Raw genomic sequence first — 23376 nt, 5'->3', positions numbered from 1 at the left:
CGATCGAAAATCAAGCCCCGCCCAGGCGGGGCTTTTTTCTGCCATTTTCTGTCTGAAAATATCCCCGCCGGAGGCACACGCCCGAGGCGATCCGGCACAGCCGGACGCCGAGATCAAAGCCTTGCGCGCAAGCGCACAATGGGATCAGAACGCCAGCCGCACCACGATCGAAGGTCCGGCAAGCCGCACATCCTCGGCCCCCAGCCACAGACCCAGCGTTGCCATATCCACCACCGCCACCCGCCCGCCGGGCGGCGGCAGGGCCAGACCCTCCTGCCGGACCAGCACCTCCGGCGCAGGCAAAGACCGGGCGGTCATCACGTTCAGATCCTCGGTCGGCGCCGCTACGCCCACCGCCCGCAGGGCCAGATCACCCGAAAAGGCCACCGGCCGCAGCGGATCACAGCGCCAGACCTGCCCCGCGCCCTCCAGCCGAAATCCCGGGCCGTGGATCACTGTCAGAACCCGGTCGATCCCGGGTAGCACGGAAAATGGCCCATCCTCAACCACCTGCGCCACCGACAGCCGAAAGCGCAGCGTCCCGGCATCTTCCTCGCGCCACAGCTCCAGCGTCCGGCCCTTGCCATTGGCCCAGGGCATCACCTGATGGTCACTGCGGCGGCGATGGATCATTCTGCCGCCCCGATCATGCTGGCGGTCTCGGGGGCCAATTCCTCGAAATCGAAATTGTCCAGCCGACGCGCCCGCCGCCCGGCCTTTTCGGCGCTGATGCGGATTTCCTGAATGTCGCGGGCCGCCTGCCCGAAGTGGCGGTCAAGGTTCTCGACCCGCCCTCCCAGCCGCTCCACATCCTTGTAAAGCTCGGCCAGCTCTTTGCGGATGGCACCCGCCTGCTCACGCATCCGCGCATCCTTCAGCACGGCGCGCATGGTGTTCAGCGTGGCCATGCAGGTGGTGGGCGACACGATCCAGACCCGCGCGGCAAAGCCTTCGCGGATCACGTCAGGGTAATTCGCATGCAGTTCGGCATAGACAGCCTCAGAGGGCAGGAACATCAGCGCCCCATCCGCGGTTTCGCCCTCCAGGATGTATTTCTCGGAAATCGCCCGGATATGCGCCCGCACCGCCTGCCGCAGCATCCGCGCCGCCAGATCGAGATCGGCCTGCGTCTGCGCGCGACGCAGCGCCTCATAGGCCTCCAGCGGGAATTTGCTGTCAATCACGATCGGCCCCGGCGGGTTGGGCAGATGAATCAGACAATCCGCCCGCCGCCCGTTCGACAGCGTGGCCTGCATCGTATAGCTGTCCGAGGGCAGCGCCTTCAGCACGATGTCATGCAGCTGGATTTCGCCAAAGGCACCGCGCGTCTGCTTGTTGGCCAGAATGTCCTGCAAGGTCAGCACATTGCCCGACAGCTTTTCCAGATTGGCCTGCGCCTTGTCGATGGTTTGCAGCCGCTGATGCAACTCGCCCAGGCTATGGGCGGTGCGCGTTGCGGTGCCATGCAGGCTTTCGCCCATATGACGCTGCACCTCGGCCAGACGCTGCTCCATCACCTGAAGCATGGCCGTCTGACTCAGCGCCTGCGCCTCGGAGACGTGGTGAAGCCCACCTGCAAGCCGTTCCTGCCCGTCGGCCAGTTGCTGCACGCGGGCGCCCAGCCAGCCCAGTTCCTGCACGAGGCCCTGCGGCCCCCGCGCCGCGGCGCGCAGGATCAGGACCAGCAGCACCAGCACCACAAGGCCCGCAGCCCCCGCGGCCAGCAGCACCGGGTCATCGGCAAGATGTTCCATCGTCCATTCCCCGCTTATCGGCGCCCGAACAACCGTTCGATATCGGCCAGGCGCAGCTCGACATAGGTCGGCCGCCCGTGGTTGCACTGTCCGGACAGTGGCGTCGCCTCCATCTCGCGCAGCAGCGCATTCATCTCTTCGGCGCGCATCTGCCGACCCGACCGGACCGACCCATGGCAGGCCATCCGGCTTAGCACCGCATCGATCCGCGCCTTCAGCCGGTCCGAAGACCCCAGATCGGCCAGATCATCGACAATATCGCGGATCAGCGCGGCAGCATCGACCTTGCCCAACACCGCCGGAACCTCGCGCACGGCAATGGCGCCGCCGCCGAAGGCTTCGACCACCAGCCCCAGCTCGGCTAGATCACCAGCCACCTCCAGCAGCCGCGCGGCATCGGCAGCCGACAGATCGACGATCTCGGGGATCAGCAGCGCCTGCGACGGCACTTCGCGCGCGGCGGCCTGCGCCTTCAGCCGTTCATAAACCAGCCGTTCATGCGCGGCATGCTGATCCACGATCACGATACCTTGGGCGGTCTGGGCGATGATGTAATTTTCATGCACCTGCGCCCGCGCGGCCCCCAAGGGGCGGGCGGTCAGATCGGCGGGGGGGACTTCGGCCACCTCGACCCGCGCCGAAGGCGCCTCGGCAAAGCCGAAATCACGCGGGGGGGCGGGTTCGGTGGGCGCCTGCGCGGCAAAGGCGCGGGCGAAGGTCGCCTGGCTGGGCCGGTCCATCTGATAGACGCGCGGCGGGGCGGATGTGGGGACCAGCGGCGCAGGTTCGGGGCGGAAGGCCTCCAGCGTTTCGCTCGCCACGGTGTTCGAGGCGCGATGCCCCGCCCCTGCCAAAGCCAGCCGCAGGCCTGAAACGATCAGGCCCCGCACCATCGCCGGTTCCCGAAAGCGCACCTCGGATTTCGCGGGATGCACGTTCACGTCCACCCGTTCGGGATCACAGATCAGGTTCAGCACCGCCGCCGGGTGCCGGTCCCGCGACAGAACATCCATATAGGCCGCGCGCAGCGCGCCGATCAGCTGCTTGTCCAGCACCGGGCGGCCGTTCACGAACAGGAACTGCGCCACGGAAGACCCGCGCGAATAGGTGGGCAGCGCGGCATAGCCCACAAGCTGCAGCCCCTCGCGCTCCAGATCGATCCGCAGGGCGTTTTCTGCGAAATCGGCGCCGATCACCCGCGCCAGACGCCCATGCAGCGCATCGAAGAAATCGCCGTTTTCAGGATCGGCGCGAAAGACCACGCGCCCTTCGCCCCCACCCGAGACATCGCGCAAGGTAAAGCCCACATGGGGTTCGGCCAGCGCAAGGCGCTTGACCACATCGGCAATCGCCCCCATCTCGGCCCGGTCCGACCGCAGGAATTTCAGCCGCGCCGGGGTGGCATAGAACAGATCGCGCAGCTCGACCACCGTGCCGCGCGTGAGCGCCGCCGGACGCACCGGGCCAACGCGCCCGCCCTCGACCGTGATGGCCACGCCCTCCAGCCCCTCGACGCGCGAGGTGATGGTCAGCCGCCCCACGGCCCCGAGGCTGGGCAAGGCCTCACCGCGAAAGCCGAAGCTGCGGATATTCAGAAGGTCGGACCCGTCGATCTTTGATGTCGCATGGCGTGAGACGGCCAGCGGCAGGTCATCGGCGGTCATCCCGCAGCCGTCATCGGTGACGCGGATCAGGGTCTTGCCGCCATCGGCATAGTCCACCGCAATCCGCCGCGCGCCCGCATCCAGCGCGTTTTCCACAAGCTCTTTTACCGCCGAAGCCGGGCGTTCCACCACCTCGCCTGCGGCAATGCGGTTGATCGCCGCCTCATCCAGCTGGCGGATTACAGGACGCGTCATCTTGGGGGTATCGAGCATCATGCCCCCAGAGGTAGCATGATGCCCGAGATTCGGCCACAGGTATTGGGGCAGATCGTGAACATGCCCGCGGCGGGTCAGGGCGTGTCCGGCAGGCCCTGCGGCTGACCGACAACGACGATTCGCAGCCCGTCAGGCTGGATCAGACGGGCGGCCACGCGCTTGACATCGTCCAACGTGACAGCTTCGATCCGGGCGTTGCGGGTGGCGCTATAATCCACCGGCAGACCCACCATCTGCATCCCCACCAGGATATTGGCGATCGGCCCATTGCCATCAAACCGCAGCGGATAGGCGCCGGTCAGATAGGTTTTTGCGGCGGCTAGCTCGGCCTCGGTCACACCTTGCGCGGCCTTGGCCCATTCCGCGCGCAGAATATCCACGGCCTCACCCACGGTGCGGTTGTCGGTGGCGAACTGACCCAGCATCAGATCGGCCTGATCGTAATCGGCCAGATAGGTGCCGACTCCATAGGTCAGACCGCGCTTTTCGCGCAGCTCGGTCATCAGCCGCGATCCGAACCGATCCCCGCCCAGAATTTCGTTCAGCACGAAGGCGGCGAAGTAATCGGGGTCATCGCGTTCAATGCCCTGTTGGCCGAACATCACCACCGCCTGCGGCGTGGGGAAATCGGTGACCGTGATCCCGCCAGTCAGCCCCACGGGCGCGGGGCCGGGCAGCGGCGCCCCCGTTTCGGGCAGATCGGCCAGCAGATGATCCAGCAGCGCGCCCAGATCCTCGGGCGTGATGTCGCCCACGGCAGCCACATAGACACGATCCCGCGTCAGCGCACCTTGATGCGCGGCCAGAATGTCCTCGCGCGTCAGGGCCGTCACACTGTCGATGGTGCCATTGCCCGAGGTGCCATAGGGGTGATCGCCAAAGGCCAGCTTGTCAAAGGTTTCCCCCGCAAGGGCGCCGGGGTCCTTGGCATTGGCCCGCAGGATCGACAGCACCTGCCCGCGCACGCGTTCGACCGCATCGGCATCAAACCGGGGCTGGGTCAGCGCCAGACGCAGCAGCTCGGCCGCCTGCGCGCGGTTCTGCGTCAGCATCCGCGCCGAGACGGAGACCGCATCGGCCGAGGCGTCGAACTTGAATTCCGCGGCCAGCGCATCGCGGCTTTCCGCGAATTTCTGGGCGTTCATCTCGGCCGCGCCTTCCTCGATCAGCCCGGTCATCAGATTGACCGCGCCCCGCTTGCCCGGCGCATCCAGCGAGGTGCCGCCCCGGAACCGCAGCTCCAGCGCTGTGAAGGGGATGCCGTGGTCCTCGACCAACCAGGCCTTGATTCCGCCGGGAGAGGTGACTTCCTGCACCTTGATTTCGGCCATGGCCGGGCTGGCCAGCACCGCCAGCACCACCGCCATCTTGCGGATCATCGCGCAGATCATTGTGCGTCCTCCTCGGGCAGCAGCCAGCCGGTGACGGCGGCGCGGCGATCCAGCACCTTGCGCGCGGCCTCCATCACGTCATCGGGGGTGACAGATTGCAGCACCTCGGGCCAAGCCTTGATATCCTCGACCGTCAGGCCCACGGACAGTGCCTCGCCATAGCGGCGGGCCAGCGCCTCGACATTGTCCTGCGCGTAGATTTCCGAGGCGCCAAGCTGGGTCTTGATCCGCGCAAAGGCCGCAGGATCGGGGCCAGCGGCCATGAAATCGGCCACGACCTGATCCATGGCCGCCTCGGCCTCGTGCGGGGGCACCCCGGGCAGCGGCGCAAGGCCAAAGCCGAAGCTGCCGCTATCAAGCGCGGTGCCATCGTAGAAGGCATAGGAATAGACGGCCTTCGGGTCTTCGAATTGCAGCTTTTTAGCCAGAAGGCTCGTGGTGCCGGACCCGCCCAGAAGCTCGGCCAGATAGACGAGGGCCGCGGCCTCTTTCTGGTTGCCGCTTTGGCGGTGCGGGGCCAGATAGCTGCGCATCATGAAGGGCTCGGACACCCGGGCATCGCGCATTTCCAGCCGACGCTCGGCCAGCTGCGGCGGTTCCTGCGGGCGCAGGCGCGGCGGAATGTCGGGCGTGGGCTTCAGAGGGCCATAATGCGCCTCGGCCATCTTGCGGACGTCATCGGGGCGAACATCGCCAGCGACGATCAGCACGGCATTGTTGGGCGCGTAATAGGTTTTGTAGAACGCCTCGGCATCGGCGCGGTTCAGCTGTTCGATCTCATGCCGCCAGCCGATGACTGGAATGCCATAGGGGTGGTTGAGGTATTGCGCCGCACGGGTCTGTTCGGAAAACAGGCTGCCGGGGTCACTGTCGGTGCGCTGGTTGCGCTCTTCCAGAATGACATTGCGTTCGGTCGCGACCACTTCATCCGTCAGCTGCAGATCGCGCATGCGTTCAGCTTCCAGCTTCATCATCAGATCCAGCCGGTCGGCCGCAACCCGTTGATAATAGGCGGTGTAATCCCAGCTGGTGAAGGCGTTGTCGCTGCCGCCCTGCGCCTCGACGGTATCGGAAAACTCGCCCGCGGCCAGATCGTCGGTCGCCTTGAACATCAGATGTTCAAAGAAATGCGCGATGCCGGAATGACCAGGCGGTTCATCCGCCGCACCGATGCGATACCACATCATCTGCACTGCGACCGGCGCGCGGTGATCTTCGATCACCACGACGTCAAGCCCGTTGTCTAGCCGGAAATCGGTCACGGTCTGCGCCAGCGCCGCAGGGGCCGCCAGCAACCAGAGGGCCGTGCCCATCAGGATCTTTCGCATGAATTGCCTCCCCATGCCTTCGCCCATAGCTACGCACAGGGCGGGCGGGGTCAAGCGGGCCTGACGCGGAGTTTACTTCGCCGGTTCCGGCGGCGCCGAAGGCACGCCCACACCGGCGCGGCGCCAGCGGGCCAGTTCGGCATGCTGGTCGAGCGAGAGCGGCGCATAGGCGCGGTAATAGACGTTCACGCTGAACAGCCGTTCCAGCAGGCGCCCGTCATTCTTGCGGCGGAATTCCAGATCCTCGGCCGCCAGCGTACCCCGGATGGCGGGATCCACCCCGTTGCGCGCGGCATAGGCCAGAAGGCCCGCATCATTCGCCCCGGCACCGGGCTTGCCGCCCAGAGCCACAATGGCATCGGCTTCGGGCGTGGGGTCGGTCAGATTGGTGCCGCCGGGCGTCGGAACCGGAAGTTCCTTGAGGTTCGGCGGCAGTTCCAGCGCCTTGGGCGGAATGATGGCAAATTCATCCGGGCCGTTGCCGCTGGCGCGCAGGTTCATCAGCTGCGGGTCATCCGATCCACCGCAGGCCGCCAGGAACAACGTCAGCGTCGCCGTCAGAATTGCGCCCCGTGCTGCCGTCATACCCTGCCCTCGCTGCTCCGTCCCACCGTCTTTAGCGCAAAGCCGGGGGCGCGTCACGGGGTCTTTCGGCGCGGTTTGCGGCGCTTGGCGCCACCTTGCCCGCCTTCGCCCGAAAACAGCACCAAACCTGCCGCGCCGGCAAAGATGGCAATATCGGCCACGTTGAAGGCATAGGGGTTTTCAAAGCCGCAGCACGACATATTGAGGAAATCGGCCACCGCGCCATAGGCCACACGGTCCACCACATTTCCCAGCGCCCCACCGATCAGCACCCCGGCCGAGAGGCGCATCCAGTCACTGTGCCGCCCGCGCGAGATCCAGACCCAGACCCAGCCCACGATCACCAGCGACAGGATCACCAGCACCCAGCGCACGATTTCGGCCCCGCTGGCAAAGAGGCCAAAGTTGACCCCCTGATTCCAGGCCATGCGGAAATTGAGCAGCGGCGGGATCACGTCGATCTCGCCGCGGTCTTTCAGGTTCAGGCCAAAGACCACCGCAATCTTCGTGATCTGGTCGATCACGAAGATCAGGGCGGCAATCAGGGCAACCCGGCGCATCGGCATCAGTGGCGGAAGTGGCGCATGCCGGTGAAGATCATCGCAAGACCGCGTTCGTCAGCGGCGGCGATGACCTCATCGTCGCGCATCGACCCGCCGGGCTGGATGATCGCGGTGGCGCCTGCCTCGGCCGCGGTGATCAGGCCATCGGCGAAGGGGAAGAACGCGTCCGAGGCCACGACCGACCCTTGGGTCAGCGGTCCGGGGGCGCCGATCGCCTCGGCCATGTCCTGCGCCTTGCGGGCGGCGATGCGGGTGCTGTCCACGCGGCTCATCTGGCCTGCGCCCACGCCCACGGTCGCCCCGTCCTTGACGTAGATGATGGCGTTCGACTTCACATGTTTGGCGACGGTCCAAGCGAACAGAAGGTCACGCAGCTCATCCTCGGTCGGCTGGCGCTTGGTCACGACCTTGAGGTCGGCCATGGACAGTGCGCCATTGTCACGGTCCTGCACCAGGAAGCCGCCCGCGACCTGTTTCCACGCCAGCCCCTTGGCCTTGGGGTCGGGCAGGCGGTCGGTGGTCAAGAGACGCAGGTTCTTTTTCGCGGCAAAGACGGCGCGTGCTTCGGGCGTGGCGCCGGGGGCGATGACGACCTCGGTGAAGATCTCGGTGATCTTCTGGGCGGTCGCTTCGTCCAGCGGCTGGTTCAGCGCGATGATGCCACCAAAGGCCGAGGTGCGGTCACAATCAAAGGCACGGGCATAGGCCTCGGACATGGTGGCGCCACGGGCCACGCCGCAGGGGTTGGCGTGTTTGATGATCGCGCAGGCCGGACCTTGCGCCGGATCGAATTCCGCCACCAGTTCAAAAGCGGCATCCGTGTCATTGATGTTGTTGTAGGACAGTTCCTTGCCCTGCCACTGCTGCGCGGTGGCGACACCGGGGCGCTGCGTGCCATCGGTGTAAAAAGCGGCCTTCTGATGCGGGTTTTCACCATAGCGCAGCGTCTGGGCCAGCGTGCCGGCAAAGGCGCGGCGGCGCGGGGCCTCTTCCTTGATGGCGCCGGCCATCCAGGCCGAAACGGCCGCATCATAGGCGCCGGTGCGGCTATAGGCAGTCAGGGCCAGCTTCTGGCGGAAGGCATAAGAGGTCGCACCGTCATTGGCCTTCATCTCGGCCAGCACCGCGTCATAATCCTGCGGGTCAGTGACGACATTGACGAACTTGTGGTTCTTCGCCGCCGCGCGGATCATCGCCGGGCCACCGATGTCGATATTCTCGATGCAATCGACGTAAGAGGCCCCGCGCGCCACGGTCTGTTCGAACGGGTAAAGGTTCACGACCAAGAGGTCGATCGGCTCGATCCCGTGGGCCGCCATGGCCACCAGATGTTCGTCATCATCGCGCAGCGCGAGCAGGCCGCCATGCACCATCGGATGCAGGGTCTTGACCCGGCCATCCATCATTTCCGGAAAGCCCGTGACCTCGGCCACGTCGCGCACCTTCAGCCCGGCGGTGCGCAGCGTCTGCGCGGTGCCCCCGGTCGAGATCAGCTCCACCCCCTGTGTGGCAAGCGCGCGGGCGAAATCCAGCAGGCCGGTCTTGTCAGAGACGGAAATCAGCGCGCGCCCCACGGGCACGAGGTTTACGGGGGCGGAAGGCGAGGCGCTGTGCATGGGTCACTCCTGCTCAGGGGCGGGATGCGGGCTCATCCCGGTCAAGGTCGCGGATGGCCAGCGGAGTATCCTGTGCCTTCGCCAAGGTCCAGCCGATCCGGGCCTCAAAATCCTGCAAATGTGTCGTCAGCAGGATCTGTTTTGCCGCACGCGGCATCAGACGCCCTTTTTCGAGGTAGACCGAAGGCTCCAGCGTCAACAGCGCCTGCCCGTCATGGCGGAAAACCCAGATCTCACCCGACCGCAGCGCAATGGACACCGCCGCCCCGCCCATGTCGATGGCGGCATCGGCATCCGGGTGCAGGTGGAAGCGCAGGGCATAGCCGACGGCATCGCCGTTTTTCTTGAGGATCGAGGACAGGCGCGCCCGGTCGGCCGGGGTTTCGGCGGCCAGCATATCGACCCCCGCCAGATGCCGCCCGTCCGACGACAGCGTCAGATCGCGCAGATGCACAAGGCCGTGCGTCGCGCGCCAGCCATCATGGGCGGCAAGAAGGTGCTGCCCATCCTCGGCACCGCCCTGACGGATCAGGGTGATATTGGCGCGGTCCTCCAGCACCTCGCGCCCGTCATGGGCAAAGCGGGATGAGGAATAGCCGTCAATCGTCAGCGTCGAATGGCTTTGTGTGGCGCGGCTGGCGCGGTGCCAATCAGCGCCGAAGGGCGCGCCGCTGCCGCAGTTCACAATCATCGGGCGCCGCCCCGAGGTCAGCTCGAACGCCAGGGTCGAGGCATGGGCGGACGCCCCCGCCTGCCCCGCAGGCGGCACCGCCGCATCGACAATGACCGAAGTCCGCCCACCCGAAAGCCGCGCAAAGCCCATCGACAGGCCCACCGGCGCGGCAGGTTTCACCCCGGCCGAGGCCAGCGCATGATCCAGCCGCCCTTCAAGCCCGCGCCCGCCGCCGTGGAACCGCGCCAACCCGCCATCGCTGTGGCGCAGCACCCGCAGCGTGGGGGCAATGCGCGCAATCGCCGCCAGATGCGCGCCAGGAACGATTCGCCCGGCATCAGTCAACGCCTGCGCGGCCCAGGTCAGCAGGGTAAAGACCTCCAGCAGCTCTTCGGGGTTGCGGGTCGGGATGCCGCCTTCGGCATCCACCTCGCGTTCGCATTCGCGGGCCAGGGCAGCGGCGGCGGGATCGACATGCCCCTCCATACCGATCAGGGCAAGGCCAGCATAGATCAGCCCGGTCAGCGCCTCGAACCGCGGCAGGCCGGGCGAGGCGACATGCCAGCGCCGCGACAGGAACACCGTCTGATGCGACAGCGAATGGTAATAGGCCAGCGACCGGTCGCGGCTTTGCCCCCCCAGCAGCAGGATGGCGTGGTTGATCCAGCGGATCAGCCGCCGCCCGGTCAGATCGGGGGACCAGCCCGCACCCTGCCCCCGGCCAAAGCGGTCGATCCAGCCAAAGGTCCAGTCCTGCGCCCGCTTGCGCGCCGCCGGATCGCCCACCGCCGCCAGATCATCCAGCCAGGCAAATCCCTGCAGCTCTGATTCGAAGGCGCGGCTGGGGCTGGTCAGATCCCAGATCACGCTGCCCGGCGCCTCGACCAGATGGCCCGCAAAGAGGAAGTTCCCCGCAACCAGCTGTTTGCCGCGCGCATAAAGCCCGATGGTGCGCGGTTCGGGCTGCGAGACAAAGCCCGCCGCAGGCTGCGCCTGTCCGGCACGGCGCGCGGCCAGACGGTTCATCGCCTGCACCCAAGCCTCTGCCCACCACGCGCTGCGCGCTACGCCCGCCATGCCTTGCTCACCTGTTTCCGCCGCCTGTCAGCCCCTTTGGGGTCTTGGCGGCACCATAGCCGCCATGCCCGACGCTGTCACCGCAAAAGCCCGTCATTGCCCGCCCCCATCCGGTTGCGACGCTTTTTGCCGCAGAAGGGCTGGACGCCGCCGCACCGGCACCGCATCCTCCGCCGCGAACAGGAGACCCCGATGCCCCCCGCCATTATCTTTGATCTGGACGGCACGCTGATCGACAGCGTTCCCGATATTCATGCCAGCGTCGATCAGGCCTTTGCCCCCTATGGCGCGGCGCCCTTCAGCCGGGCCGAGATCCAGCACTTTGTGGGCCGCGGCGCCCCCAACCTGATCCAACGCGCCAGCGAGGCGCGCGGCCTGCCCACCGAAGGGCCGGACCATGATCGGCTTCTGGCCGAGTTTCTGGCGATCTATGAAGGGGCGCAGGCGCTGACCACGCTGTATCCGGGCGTGGAAACGGCGCTGGAGACGCTACAACACCACGGCCTGCGGCTTGGCATCTGCACCAACAAGCCACTTGCCCCCACGCGGGCGGTGCTGGCGCATTTCGGGCTGGACCGGTTCTTCCCCGTGGTCATCGGCGGCGACAGTCTGGCCGTGAAAAAGCCCGACCCTGCGCCGCTTTTGAAGGCGATGGTGCGTCTCGGGGGCGGGCCGATGATCTTTGTCGGCGACAGCGAGGTGGACGCCGAAACCGCCAAGAACGCCGAGGTACCCTTCCTGCTTTACACCGAAGGCTATCGCAAAGGCCCGGTGGATCAGATGTATCACACCGCGACCTTTGACGATTTCCTGACCCTGCCCCGGCTGGTGGCCGCGGTCAGCGCGTCAGCCGCGCCATGAAGAACCCGTCCATCCCGCCCTGCGGCGCCCAGTAATCGGGTCGGAGGCGCAGCGCACCTTCGGGCGTCTGCCAGGCAGGGTCGGCCCCGGGCGGCAGCACGGGATCAAGCCGCAGATCGGGATGGCGCGACAGGGCGGCGGCGATCTGCGCCTCGCCCTCTTCCGGCAGAAGCGAGCAGGTGCAATAGACCAGCCGCCCGCCGGGCCGCAGCCAATCCAGCGCACGATCCAATAGCGCCGCCTGCAGTGCGACCAGCTCTTCGACCTCTCTGCCATCCTTGACGAAGGGCAGGTCGGGGTGGCGGCGGATGGTGCCGGTGGCCGAACAGGGCGCATCCAGCAGGATCGCGTCAAAGGGCGCATCCGGTACCCAGTCCAGCGCATCGGCGACGATCACCTCGGCTTCAAGCCCCGTGCGGGCGAGGTTTTCGGCCAGACGGTGCAGCCGCACCTCGTTCACATCCAGCGCAGTGACCTGCGCCCCGGCGGCGGCAAGCTGCAGCGTCTTGCCCCCGGGCGCGGCGCAAAGGTCCAGCACGCGTTCCCCCGGTTCGACCTGCAACATGGGCGCGGCCATGGCAGCGGCGGCATCCTGCACCCACCAATCGCCGCTGTCATAGCCCGGCAGGGCCGAAACCTGCACCCCCGCCGGCAGACGCAGGCTGCCACCGGGCAGGGCCGTCGCGCCCGCAATCTCGACCATGCGACCGGGCCGCAGCGTCAGATCCACCGGGGCGGGCTGGGCCTGCACGGCCTCGATCGCGCTGACGACCTCGCGGCCATAGGTATCGACCAGCGGCTTTCGCAGCCAATAGGGCATCCGCTGCGGCGGCAGCTTGGCAAAGGGCGCCTCAAGCGCCGCGACCTTCCGCAGCACGGCGTTCACCAGCCCCGACAGCGCCCCATGATGGCGGTCGGACCGGGTCAGGGATACGGCCTCATTCACCACGCCATAGGCCGCCTCGCCGCCGACCAGTTCGACCACCGCAAGGCGCAGCGTGTTCAGCACCGTCAGCGGCGGCGCCTTGCGGATGAAGGGTTTCAGCACACGGTCGGCCTGTTCCAGATGGCGCAGGGCCTGCATGGCCAGCCGCTGGGCCCGCGCGCGATCCGCCGGGGCGAGATGGGCCAGCATCCCCTCGACCTGGCTGAGCAGCGCGCCCTCGCCCAGCACCGCATCCAGCATCTGCACCGCCGCCGCCCGTGCCGTTTTCGCCATGTTCCGCCCAAACCTTGTTGATTGCCCCGCGGGCCGTATATCATGCCACGAAGGCCCGCAAGGAAAGCACCGATGTCAGAGACCGAAGAAATCCCGACCCTGCCCCCTGCAGCACAACGCGCCCTGGCCGAGGCAGAGGAACGCCGCAAGGCCGCAGCAGCTGTGGCCCTGCCCCCCGAACTGGGCGGGCGCGACGGGCCGGAACCCGTGCGCTTTGGCGATTGGGAAAAGAAGGGGATCGCGGTCGATTTCTGACCGCCCTCCCCCCGTGTGCCTTGGGGTCTTACAGCCCCAGCACGTCCATCATGTCATATTCGCCGGGGGCACGATCTTGCCCCCAAAGCGCGGCGCGCAGCGCGCCACGGGCAAAGATGCCCCGATCGGTCGCAACATGGCGCAGGATGATCCGCTCGCCCTCGCCCGCGAACAGCACGTCATGTTCGCCCACGATATCGCCGCCGCGAATGGCGCTGAAGCCGATGTCGCCCCGCTTGCGCGCGCCGGTGATGCCATCGCGGCCCGAATCGGTCACATCCGCCAACGCGACGCCCCGCCCCTCGGCCGCGGCCTGACCCAGCATCAGCGCGGTTCCCGACGGCGCATCGACCTTCTTGTTGTGATGGGCCTCGATGATTTCGACATCCCAGTCGGCATCCAGCGCGGCGGCCACCTTTTTCGTCAGCGTCACCAGCAGATTGACCCCGAGGCTCATGTTCCCGGCCCGCACGATCACCGCATGGCGCGCGGCGGCCGAGATCTGCGCCAGATGCGCCGCCTCAAGCCCGGTGGTGCCGATGACATGCACGGCACGGGCCTGCGCGGCCAGGGCTGCGAATTCAACGGTGGCTGCGGGGGCGGTAAAATCGATCACCGCCTGCGCCCGGGCAAAGGCCTCCAGAGGGTCATCGGTGACAGAGACGCCGATGGGCTGGCCGCCCAGCATCTCGCCGACATCGCGGCCGACCCAGGGGTTGCCCTTGCGTTCCACCGCGCCCACCAGACGCGCCTTGTCGCTGGCCAGAACCGTCCGGAGCAGCATCTGCCCCATCCGCCCCGAAGCCCCCGTGATCACGATTCCCGGCAGTTCACCCATCGCCCGTCTCCTGTGTTTCAACGCCCAATACCGCGCGCCGGGCGATGGGAAAAGCCCGCCGTTGCGGGCGGCCCGCAAAAGCCCTACATGGAGAGCATGTCGAAAAACCGCTTCTCTTCGGGCGATGGCCCCTCGCAGCGCCAGCTTCGCGTCGGCGAACTGATCCGGCGCACCCTGTCTGACGTGCTGAACCGGGGGGATATCCATGACCCCGAACTCAACCGCATGTCCATCACCGTGGGCGAGGTGCGCTGTTCGCCCGACCTCAAGGTCGCCACGGCCTATATCATGCCGCTGATGGGGTCGGTCCCGGTTGAGGAGGCGATTGCCGCGCTGGCCCGCAACAAGGCTGAATTGCGCCACCATGTCAGCGCGCAACTGACGCTGAAATACGCGCCTGACCTGCGCTTCCGCCCGGATGGCACCTTTGACCAGCTGGACGAAACCCGCCGCATCTTCTCGGATGAAAAGGTGCGCCGCGATGTGGCCACGCCCGATACGGATGATGATGAAGCGGACGATTAAGGCCTTAGTGGCGCTGACTTTTCTGTCGGCGCCCGCCTTCGCCGCCCCCTGCCGGGAAACCACCTTCGAAGATGTAACCTTCACCCTGTGCGAAGTGCGCGCAGGCGAAGACCTGCGCCTGTTCCACAGCGACGCGGACGGCGGGCTGCTGGGCAGCTTCCGCGCGGTCAGCGCCCTGCTGGCCGACCGGGGGGAGCGGCTGGTCTTTGCGATGAACGCGGGCATGTATCACCCCAACCGGGACCCCGTGGGCCTTTACATCGAAAACGGGCTGGAACGGCACGGCATCGTGACTGCCGCATCTGCCGGCAATTTCGGCATGTTGCCCAATGGCGTGTTCTGCATCGGAGCCGACCGCTTTCACATCACCGAATCGCGCAGCTATGCCGCCGAACCACCGACCTGCCGTTATGCCACCCAATCCGGGCCGCTGATGGTGTGGCAGGGCCAGCTGCATCCGCGCTTCATTCCGGGGGGCGACAGCCGCTATATCCGCAACGGGGTGGGCGTTTCCGCCGATGGGCAGCGCGCCGTCCTTGCCATTTCCGAAGATGCGGTGAACTTCGACACCTTCGGGCGCCTTTTCCGTGATGCGCTGGACCTGCCCGATGCGCTTTACTTCGATGGCAAGATCTCGCGCCTCTATGCGCCGGATCTGGGCCGGTCGGATCTGGGCCTGCCGATGGGCCCCATCGTGGGGCTGGTCGCGCCTGCGCCTTGACGCCTTCCCCGCCCGGGTCTAGCAGGCGGGCTTCGCAGAGCAGAGGGCACCATGGCACGCAAGAAAAAGGGTCGCGCGGTTTCGGGTTGGGTCGTGATCGACAAACCCGCGGGCATCACCTCGACCTCGGTCGTGAACAAGGTGAAATGGGCCTTTGACGCGCAGAAGGCGGGCCATGCCGGCACGCTTGACCCTGCCGCGACGGGTGTTCTGGCCGTGGCCCTGGGTGAGGCGACAAAGACCGTGCCCTATATCACCGATGCGCTGAAATGCTATCGCTTCATGGTCACGCTGGGGGCTGCCACCACCACCGACGACGCCGAGGGCGAGGTGATCGAAACGCGCGACACGCGCCCCGATGATGCGGCGATTGAGGCGGCCCTTGGTGCCTTCCGGGGCAACATCCAGCAGGTTCCGCCCCAGTATTCCGCCGTGAAGGTTGAAGGCGAGCGCGCCTATGATCTGGCGCGCGAAGGGGTCGAGATGGACCTGGCGGCACGTCCCCTCTGGGTCGAACGGCTTGAGGTCATCAGCCGCACCGACGCCGATCATGTAGAATTGGAGATGGTCTGCGGCAAAGGCGGCTATGTGCGCTCCATCGCGCGCGATCTGGGGCAGGCGCTGGGGTGTCTGGGCCATGTGCAATGGCTGCGCCGTGTCTGGTCAGGGCCGTTTGACGCCGACAAGGGCATCGGGCTGGAAACACTGGACGCGCTGGCCAAATCCGACGCCATCGACGTGCATCTGCAACCGCTCGAGCTGGGCCTTGCCGACCTGCCCGAGGTGAAGGCCACGCCCGAAGGGGCCGCGCGTCTGCGGAACGGCACCCCGGGCATGGTGATCGGCCATGACATTGCCTATGGCGATGAGGTCTGGGCCTCGTATCAGGGCAAGCCGCTGGCGGTGGGCAGCTACCGCGCGGGCGAACTGCACCCGACGCGGGTTTTCAACCTCGATTGATCAGGCGGCGCTGAGGCGGATTGCCTCGAGCGTCAGCCCCGCGCCGTTCTGCACCAGCACCAGCGGCATCCCGTCCAGCCGCACCTGCATGTCGCCGGTGCTGTCATCAAGCCGCAGATCGACCACGGGGTTCGGATGGGCGGTGGGGTCATACTGAATCTCGATCCCGTCGGTCGTGGGGTCGAAATCCATGATGCGCGCGCCATCGCCCTCTTCCAGCCAATCCCCCAGACGGAAGGTATCGGCGCCGCTGTTGCCGCTGGCCAGATCGCCATTGCCGACGATCAGCAGATCATCGCCCGCCCCGCCATTGAGGAAATCCTGCGCCACATCCACCTGCCCCGGCTGATGGCCGATCAGCGTGTCATTCCCGGCATCACCATCCAGCGTATCGGTGCCGGTGCCGCCAGACAGCCGGTCATGGTCAAAACCGCCTTGCACCCAGTCATCATCGGCACCACCGGACAGCGCGTCGGCGCCGCTGCCGCCCAGCAGCGAATCCTGCCCTGCTCCGCCCGACAAGTGATCCTGCCCGCCATGCCCCGCCAGCAGATCATGCCCCGCGCCACCCGACAGCGTGTCGTGACCGGCCTCGCCCTCAAGCCGGTCGGCACCGCTGCCCCCTTGCAGCAGATCCTCCCCTGCACCGCCGTACAGGTAATCTGACCCTGCCCCGCCGGACAGACTGTCGGCCCCGTCGCGGCCCATGATCTGATCAAGGCCCTGCAGGCCCGAAATCTGGTCATCCGCCCCCTCACCCGCCAGCTTGTCGTTGCCGACCGTACCCAGCACGGCATCGGTATCGCGGGCGGTCAGCCCCTCCAGCAGATCGGGGGTTTCAACCTCTTCCTCGGGCGGCGGCGGATCGTCGTCGTCATCGGCGCTGCTGGAGGGTTTTCCCATCACCAGATCCAGCATCACACCCGCCCCAAGGGCGCCAATCAGGCCCAGAAATCCCAGCACCACACCCCTCCATCACACGGCTACACCCAGGGAATTCCGCCCGGAAATCATGGCACAACGGCGGCAATCCGGCCACGGGGGCAGGCCGATTATCTGCAATACTGGTAAATTGCGGCCCATCCTGCCGCCTGCGCCCCGATCAACAGGCTTTCCTCGGACCGGGTTTTCGCTTATATGCGCGGCTCTGTCGGGTTCCCGAATCCGTCAGATCAAGGGCCCTGCTGGACGACATCCCGGCTTGTGCCGTCACCCTAACCCTGAAAAGGAGATCCCGATGTCGATCACCGTTGAAGAAAAAGCCCGCCTGATCAAGGAATACGCGACCAAGGAAGGCGACACCGGTTCGCCGGAAGTCCAGGTTGCGATCCTGTCGTCGCGCATCGCGACCCTGACCGAACACTTTAAGACCCACCGCAAGGACAACCACTCGCGTCGCGGTCTGCTGATGCTCGTCGCCCAGCGTCGTAAGCTGCTCGACTACCTGAAGGGCAAGGATGAAGGCCGTTACCAGTCGCTGATCGCGCGTCTGGGCCTGCGTCGCTGAACCTTATTGCAAGGTTTTGCCGGAACGCCCGCACCCCGAGGTGCGGGCGTTCTGCATTTCCCCCCTTCCGCACGGCGGGCTTTGGCTGAAACAGGGGGCTCGCTGCACGCCCACTTCCCAAACAGGCGCTTTTCCTGTATGCGGCGCCCCATCTGTGACGTGAGGCCATACCTCCGGGCCGCATGCAAAGGATTGGAGGCGGCGGCAATGGGGCCGCCAGATGCGGGAGTCACGGGATGGGCCGTGGCTGCTCCCAGATAGGAAAACAGATGTTCAACGTTACCAAAAAGTCGATCCAGTGGGGCAATGAAACGCTCACGCTGGAATCCGGCAAGGTTGCGCGTCAGGCTGACGGTTCGGTCATCGCCACCTTGGGCGAGACCTCGGTCATGGCCAACGTGACTTTCGCCAAGCAGGCGAAGCCGGGGCAGGATTTCTTCCCGCTGACCGTGCATTACCAAGAGAAATACTATGCCGCCGGGAAGATCCCGGGCGGCTTCTTCAAGCGTGAAGCGCGTCCTTCGGAAAAGGAAACGCTGACCTCGCGCCTGATCGACCGCCCCTGCCGCCCGCTGTTTGTCGAAGGCTTCAAGAACGAAGTCCTCGTCATGGCGACCGTGCTGTCGCACGATCTGGTCAATGACAGCGACATCGTGGCGATGATCGCCGCCTCGGCCGCGCTGACCATCTCGGGCGTGCCCTTCATGGGCCCCATCGGTGCCGCGCGCGTCGGCTTCTCGAACGGCCAATACGTGCTGAACCCCTCGGTTGACGACATGCACAACCTGCGTGCCAACCCGGAACAGCGTCTCGACCTCGTCATCGCCGGCACCAAGGACGCCGTGATGATGGTGGAATCGGAAGCCTATGAGCTGACCGAGGAAGAAATGCTGGGCGCCGTGAAGTTCGGTCACGCCGCGATGCAGCCGGTGATCGACCTGATCATCGACTTCGCCGAAGACTGCGCGAAAGAGCCCTTCGACTTCCAGGCCCCGGATTATTCGGCGCTCTATGGCAAGGTGAAGGCCGCGGGCGAGGCGCAGATGCGTGCCGCTTTTGCGATCAAGGACAAGCAGGAACGTACCTCGGCCATCTCGGCTGCGGTTGACGCGATCAAGGCTGCCCTTTCGGAAGAAGACCTGGCCGACATCAACCTCGGCTCGGCGATCAAGAAGCTGGAATCGAACATCCTGCGCGGCGACGTGGTGTCGAATGGCATCCGGATCGACGGACGTGACACCAAGACCGTCCGCCCGATCGTCTGCGAAACCGGCATCCTGCCGCGGGCGCATGGTTCGGCCCTGTTCACCCGCGGCGAAACCCAGGGTCTGGTCGTGACCACCCTCGGCACCGGCGAGGATGAGCAGATCATCGACGCCCTGCACGGCAATTCGCGCTCAAACTTCCTGCTGCACTACAACTTCCCGCCCTATTCGGTCGGCGAAGTGGGCCGCGTGGGTTCGCCCGGCCGCCGCGAAATCGGCCACGGCAAACTCGCATGGCGCGCGCTGCAGGCCGTGCTGCCCGCCCCGACCGACTTCCCCTACACCATCCGCGTCGTGTCCGAGATCACCGAATCGAACGGTTCGTCCTCGATGGCCTCGGTCTGCGGCGGGTCGCTGTCGATGATGGACGCGGGCGTGCCGCTGAAGGCACCGGTCGCGGGCGTCGCCATGGGCCTGATTCTGGAAGATGACGGCAAATGGGCCGTGCTGACCGACATCCTCGGCGACGAGGATCACCTCGGCGACATGGACTTCAAGGTTGCAGGCACCGAGAACGGCATCACTTCGCTGCAAATGGACATCAAGGTGGCCGGTATCACCCCGGCGATCATGGAACAGGCCCTGGCGCAAGCCAAGGACGGCCGTCTCCACATCCTGAGCGAGATGAACAAGGCGCTGTCGGCCCCGCAGGGCTTCAGCGAATACGCCCCCAAGATCGAAACCATGTCCATCCCCACCGACAAGATCCGTGAAGTGATCGGCTCGGGCGGCAAGGTCATCCGCGAGATCGTGGAAACCTCGGGTGCCAAGGTCGACATCAACGATGATGGCGTAATCAAGATCGCGTCCAGCTCGGCTGATGCGATCAAGAAGGCCTATGACATGATCTATTCGATCGTAGCCGAGCCGGAAGAGGGCCACATCTACACCGGCAAGGTCGTGAAGCTGGTCGATTTCGGTGCCTTCGTGAACTTCTTCGGCAAGCGGGACGGTCTGGTCCACGTGTCGCAGATCGCGAACAAGCGCCTGAACCACCCGAACGAAATCCTGAAGGAAGGCCAAGAGGTCAAGGTCAAGCTGCTGGGCTTTGACGACCGCGGCAAAGTCCGTCTCGGCATGAAGATGGTCGATCAGGAAACCGGCGAAGAGATCGTCGGCGAGAAGAAGGAAAAGGAAGAATCGGCCGAAGGCTGATCCTTTTCCCCTGCTGCGAAAGGCCCCGGCATGTCCGGGGCCTTTCATTTTGGCGCCTCAACGCCGCGTGAGAGGCGCGCCCTGCCGCACAACCGCACAACCCCTGCATGCAAAACGTAGCAAGCAAAAGGCGAATGTCCGGCCAGTGCACGCTCCAAAGATTGCAGACCGCACCGCAACTTACCCGCCCAAGGCCGAAGATCTCCGAATCGAATCATCTTGCGGTAGAGGTGCGAAAATTGCCCCTTTCATTGTTCATTGACGCACCGTAAACTCGCTATAGTTGTTTTGAATCACTGTTTATCCAGATTTCCGAGTAAATTGCGATCCTGCGATGCAGGACTTTCAACCCAGGCAGAAACCTTTTGCTGCCTCAAGCACGTCAAGGATGAAATCATCGCCCCCGCCTCACCACCCCTTAAGCTGTACGAACTTGATTAAGCTCTCACAGACCTAGACTTTGGTATTAACAGCAACCGAAGCGCATGCCCTGACCATCCCCCCGCGCAGTAAAATTCACCGACAGATTGTTTATTAATGCGGGGACAACAGGCGAACCAGGACCAGAGCGGAGAGAGGACCAAAGATGGCTATTGCGCGTATCGATACGACGCGGCTTGCCTTCGACGTCTACACCGGCGAACAGGCGGTGGTCTCTGCTGGCATGTTTGGCGGCATCGTTCTCAACAACACTGACGGCACGGTTTCGGCGTTCCACGATGCGATGGATCATCTGAGCCTGAACCATATCCGCTTTCCGGGCGGCAGCATCGCCGAACAGGGCTCGGTCACGTCGACGGGCTTCATCACCGCGGGCACAGTGGACGGCCTTCCTCTGGCCTATGACCTGACCTATCCCGACCTGATCCATCCGCTAGCCCTGCAGGATTCCGAGGGGCGCTCGAACGGCCGTTACTCGCTGACCAGCGCCCTTGCCGAAGCTGCGGAACATGACGCGACCCTGTCCATCATCCTGCCGACCGAACGCTATGTCGATACGCCCTGGAGCGCCTATCGCCACGTGACGTATTTTCTGGAACGCCTGTTCCTGAACAATGCCTATGGCGCGAGCGAACTGCCCCAGGAAATCATGTTCGACGTGGGCAACGAATTCTATGACCCCCGCGAATATGGCAAGGTTGCGGCCTATATCCTGCATGCGCTGCGCGAATTTCGCGTCAACCATCCGGGGGTCGAATTCTCTGTCGGCCTGCAGATGATGCAGGAAACTGCGGACACCCAGATCATGATCGACACGATCCGCGGGTTCGGCACCCGCATGGGCGACGAGGATTTGCTGGCCGAAGTCGATGTTGTCCGCACCCATATCCTGCGTATGGACCTGACCGATGTCAGCGCGCTGGAACATGCGGGCGACCGGCTTGAATCTTTCGATCTTCTGTCGGCGGCCATCGAACTGGCGCGCGGCGAATCGGGCCGCAATCAGGGTGATCCGGTCGAACTTTACTTCTCGGCCTGGACCGCCACCAGCGATGATGTCAGCCGTGATCTGGTGATGGGCCTGCCCGCCGCTTCCGCTACGCTGTCGCTGATCACCAGCATGATCGAACTGGGCGCCGACTATGCCGCCGCCTGGGGCATCGTCAATGCAAGCATCTCTGAAGCGACCATGTCGACCATGTCGACCACCTCGCCCAATACGCAGATCTATGCCCCCGCCGCCGAGGTCTATCGTCAGATGGCCGAAACGCTGCCGGGGATGACCGTGCTCAACCTGCCCCAGAACGATTGGGACCGCACCAACCCCTACAATCTTTATGCCTTCGCGGACGACAGCAAGGTCGTGGCCTTCGTATCGGCCAATGACTTTGACGGTCAGCGCATGAACATGCAGCTCAATCTGGCGGGGTTCGGCAACATCTCTTACGCGTGGGCCGAGGCCGTGGGCACGGCCGATGGCATTTCCGGGCCTGCAGTGGTGACGCGGCCCACGGTCACCGTCTCCGGCAGCAGCTTCAGCGTCAACTTCACGCAGGATTACCAAGTGATCCGCATCGTTCTGGTGCGGCAGACACCGGGGACGAGCGAGCTTTACCTGCGCGGCACCGGCGCGGCGGATACCCTGCCTGGCGGTCTGGGCGGCGACCGCCTGTATGGCGAGAGCGGAAATGACATGATCAACGGCCGCTCGGGCGCCGATCTGATCAACGGTGACAACGGCGCCGATACGCTGATCGGGATGCAGAACAATGACACCATCAATGGTGGCACGGGCAACGATCGCATCACCGGGGGCGACCAGAACGATTCGCTGTCGGGCGGGCGCGACAATGACACCCTGCGCGGCGGCCTGCACAACGACACGGTGAATGGCGATGCAGGCCAGGACCTGCTGTATGGGGAAGACGGGGCCGACCAGCTCAATGGCGGAACCAACTTTGACAGCGTCTATGGCGGCGCCGGCAATGACGTCCTGCGGACCGAAGACGGTGGCGATCTGCTGTCGGGTGATCTGGGCAATGACACGCTGATCGGCCTTGGCGCCGGATCGCGTCTCAATGGCGGCGACGGCAATGACCTGATTGCCGTACGCGGCGGCAATGTCACGGTGAATGGCGGGCTGGGGACGGATATGCTGTCCTTTGATGTCAGCGCCTATTCCACCGTCCACGTCACCAGCCCCATCACCGCAGACCTCTGGGTCGGCCGCGCCCAGATTGCGACCCAATCGGTCATCACGCTGAGCGGGATCGAAAACCTGACGGGCGCCTATGGCAATGACGTGCTGCGCGGCTCCACCGGCAACAACTTTCTGGTGGGGGGCAGCGGCGACGATCGTCTGATCGGACGGTCGGGCGCGGATACGCTGTCCGGCGGCAGCGGCGAGGATGTGCTGAACGGCGGCGCGGGCAATGACCTGATGATCGGTGGTTTCGGCAATGACACCTTCGTGCTGAACGCCGGATTCGGCAAAGACCAGGTGCTGGATTTCGCGGCAGCGGGTGTCGTCTATGCCAGCCGCGACCGGGTGGATCTTTCCAACCTCATGCTGGACAACGCGCCCGACACGTTCACCGAACTGCGCAGCCTGATGCACCAGGTCGGGTTTGATGTCGAAATCCGGTTCAACGCGACCAATGTGCTGACGCTGGACAGCGTCCAGATTGCGGACCTGACCGCCGCCAATTTCATCTTCTGAGACAGGCAGGTGCCAACCGGCACCCGCCCCACCCGGAATGCCA

General features: G+C 65.3%; 20 protein-coding genes. 8 read left to right on the top strand and 12 right to left on the bottom strand.

The window, feature by feature from the left end:
• Positions 1 to 144: 144 nt before the first annotated feature.
• From IE101_RS11340 to IE101_RS11300, 9 genes are all read right to left on the bottom strand, one after another.
• Positions 145 to 633: a HutD/Ves family protein gene (locus IE101_RS11340; RefSeq protein WP_189633948.1), complete on the bottom strand. Its 489-nt coding sequence runs from the start codon at positions 631 to 633 to the stop codon at positions 145 to 147.
• Positions 630 to 1754, bottom strand: a complete 1125-nt coding sequence (locus IE101_RS11335; RefSeq protein ID WP_189633947.1) for a DNA recombination protein RmuC — start codon at positions 1752 to 1754, stop codon at positions 630 to 632. The genes IE101_RS11340 and IE101_RS11335 overlap by 4 nt, the downstream gene beginning before the upstream one ends.
• A gap of 14 nt (positions 1755 to 1768) precedes the next feature.
• A complete protein-coding gene (mutL, locus tag IE101_RS11330; RefSeq protein WP_189633946.1) occupies positions 1769 to 3634 on the bottom strand; it encodes a DNA mismatch repair endonuclease MutL in 1866 nt (621 codons plus the stop codon).
• 74 nt (positions 3635 to 3708) lie between these two features.
• Entirely contained in the window at positions 3709 to 5013 is a 1305-nt protein-coding gene (locus IE101_RS11325; protein ID WP_189634057.1) for a M16 family metallopeptidase, read from the bottom strand.
• Positions 5014 to 5021: 8 nt separating this feature from the next.
• Complete coding sequence (locus IE101_RS11320) at positions 5022 to 6353, bottom strand: M16 family metallopeptidase (RefSeq protein WP_189633945.1); 1332 nt, start codon at positions 6351 to 6353, stop codon at positions 5022 to 5024.
• A 72-nt stretch (positions 6354 to 6425) separates the two neighbouring features.
• The gene (locus IE101_RS11315; RefSeq protein ID WP_189633944.1) at positions 6426 to 6938 is read right to left on the bottom strand and encodes a DUF3035 domain-containing protein; all 513 of its coding nucleotides are present in this window, start codon (positions 6936 to 6938) and stop codon (positions 6426 to 6428) included.
• Positions 6939 to 6991: 53 nt separating this feature from the next.
• Positions 6992 to 7498, bottom strand: coding sequence for a signal peptidase II (gene lspA / locus IE101_RS11310; RefSeq protein ID WP_189633943.1), 507 nt, complete (start codon positions 7496 to 7498; stop codon positions 6992 to 6994).
• Positions 7499 to 7503: 5 nt separating this feature from the next.
• Positions 7504 to 9117 carry a bifunctional phosphoribosylaminoimidazolecarboxamide formyltransferase/IMP cyclohydrolase gene (gene purH / locus IE101_RS11305; protein ID WP_189633942.1) on the bottom strand — a complete coding sequence of 538 codons (1614 nt, stop codon included), beginning with the start codon at positions 9115 to 9117 and terminating at the stop codon, positions 7504 to 7506.
• A 13-nt stretch (positions 9118 to 9130) separates the two neighbouring features.
• Entirely contained in the window at positions 9131 to 10867 is a 1737-nt protein-coding gene (locus IE101_RS11300) for a heparinase II/III family protein (RefSeq protein WP_229804118.1), read from the bottom strand.
• A 192-nt stretch (positions 10868 to 11059) separates the two neighbouring features.
• Here IE101_RS11300 and gph point away from each other — a divergent pair, with 192 nt between their 5' ends.
• Positions 11060 to 11728, top strand: a complete 669-nt coding sequence (gph, locus tag IE101_RS11295) for a phosphoglycolate phosphatase (RefSeq protein WP_189633941.1) — start codon at positions 11060 to 11062, stop codon at positions 11726 to 11728.
• Here the strand turns inward: gph and IE101_RS11290 are convergent.
• The gene (locus tag IE101_RS11290; RefSeq protein ID WP_189633940.1) at positions 11706 to 12947 is read right to left on the bottom strand and encodes an RsmB/NOP family class I SAM-dependent RNA methyltransferase; all 1242 of its coding nucleotides are present in this window, start codon (positions 12945 to 12947) and stop codon (positions 11706 to 11708) included. The genes gph and IE101_RS11290 overlap by 23 nt on opposite strands.
• A 72-nt stretch (positions 12948 to 13019) precedes the next feature.
• Between IE101_RS11290 and IE101_RS11285 the strand changes: the two genes are divergently transcribed.
• The gene (locus tag IE101_RS11285) at positions 13020 to 13202 is read left to right on the top strand and encodes a DUF1674 domain-containing protein (RefSeq protein ID WP_189633939.1); all 183 of its coding nucleotides are present in this window, start codon (positions 13020 to 13022) and stop codon (positions 13200 to 13202) included.
• Positions 13203 to 13230: 28 nt separating this feature from the next.
• On the opposite strand, the gene dapB is transcribed toward IE101_RS11285, so the two are convergent.
• The gene (dapB, locus tag IE101_RS11280; RefSeq protein WP_189633938.1) at positions 13231 to 14040 is read right to left on the bottom strand and encodes a 4-hydroxy-tetrahydrodipicolinate reductase; all 810 of its coding nucleotides are present in this window, start codon (positions 14038 to 14040) and stop codon (positions 13231 to 13233) included.
• A gap of 96 nt (positions 14041 to 14136) precedes the next feature.
• On the opposite strand from dapB, the gene rbfA reads away from it, so the two are divergent.
• From rbfA to truB, 3 genes are read left to right on the top strand one after another with little or no spacing between them, the layout of a single operon-like run.
• Positions 14137 to 14565 (top strand): 30S ribosome-binding factor RbfA, encoded by a 429-nt coding sequence (gene rbfA / locus IE101_RS11275; protein WP_373296114.1) that lies wholly within the window; start codon positions 14137 to 14139, stop codon positions 14563 to 14565.
• Entirely contained in the window at positions 14549 to 15286 is a 738-nt protein-coding gene (locus IE101_RS11270; protein WP_189633936.1) for a phosphodiester glycosidase family protein, read from the top strand. The genes rbfA and IE101_RS11270 overlap by 17 nt, the downstream gene beginning before the upstream one ends.
• Positions 15287 to 15337: 51 nt before the next feature.
• The gene (gene truB, locus IE101_RS11265) at positions 15338 to 16246 is read left to right on the top strand and encodes a tRNA pseudouridine(55) synthase TruB (RefSeq protein WP_189633935.1); all 909 of its coding nucleotides are present in this window, start codon (positions 15338 to 15340) and stop codon (positions 16244 to 16246) included.
• Here truB and IE101_RS11260 read toward each other — a convergent pair whose 3' ends face one another.
• Complete coding sequence (locus tag IE101_RS11260; protein WP_189633934.1) at positions 16247 to 17209, bottom strand: calcium-binding protein; 963 nt, start codon at positions 17207 to 17209, stop codon at positions 16247 to 16249.
• 274 nt (positions 17210 to 17483) lie between these two features.
• On the opposite strand from IE101_RS11260, the gene rpsO reads away from it, so the two are divergent.
• The 3 genes from rpsO to IE101_RS11245 all read left to right on the top strand — a co-directional run bounded on the left by rpsO (position 17484) and on the right by IE101_RS11245 (position 23333).
• Entirely contained in the window at positions 17484 to 17753 is a 270-nt protein-coding gene (gene rpsO, locus IE101_RS11255) for a 30S ribosomal protein S15 (RefSeq protein ID WP_189633933.1), read from the top strand.
• A gap of 269 nt (positions 17754 to 18022) precedes the next feature.
• Positions 18023 to 20173 carry a polyribonucleotide nucleotidyltransferase gene (gene pnp / locus IE101_RS11250; RefSeq protein WP_189633932.1) on the top strand — a complete coding sequence of 717 codons (2151 nt, stop codon included), beginning with the start codon at positions 18023 to 18025 and terminating at the stop codon, positions 20171 to 20173.
• Positions 20174 to 20759: 586 nt separating this feature from the next.
• Positions 20760 to 23333: a calcium-binding protein gene (locus IE101_RS11245; protein ID WP_189633931.1), complete on the top strand. Its 2574-nt coding sequence runs from the start codon at positions 20760 to 20762 to the stop codon at positions 23331 to 23333.
• Positions 23334 to 23376: the final 43 nt, after the last annotated feature.

The sequence above is a fragment of the Gemmobacter lanyuensis genome, from assembly GCF_014652355.1.
GTDB classification, from domain to species: Bacteria; Pseudomonadota; Alphaproteobacteria; order Rhodobacterales; family Rhodobacteraceae; genus Gemmobacter; species Gemmobacter lanyuensis.
This window is presented reverse-complemented; position numbering and strand designations above follow the sequence as displayed.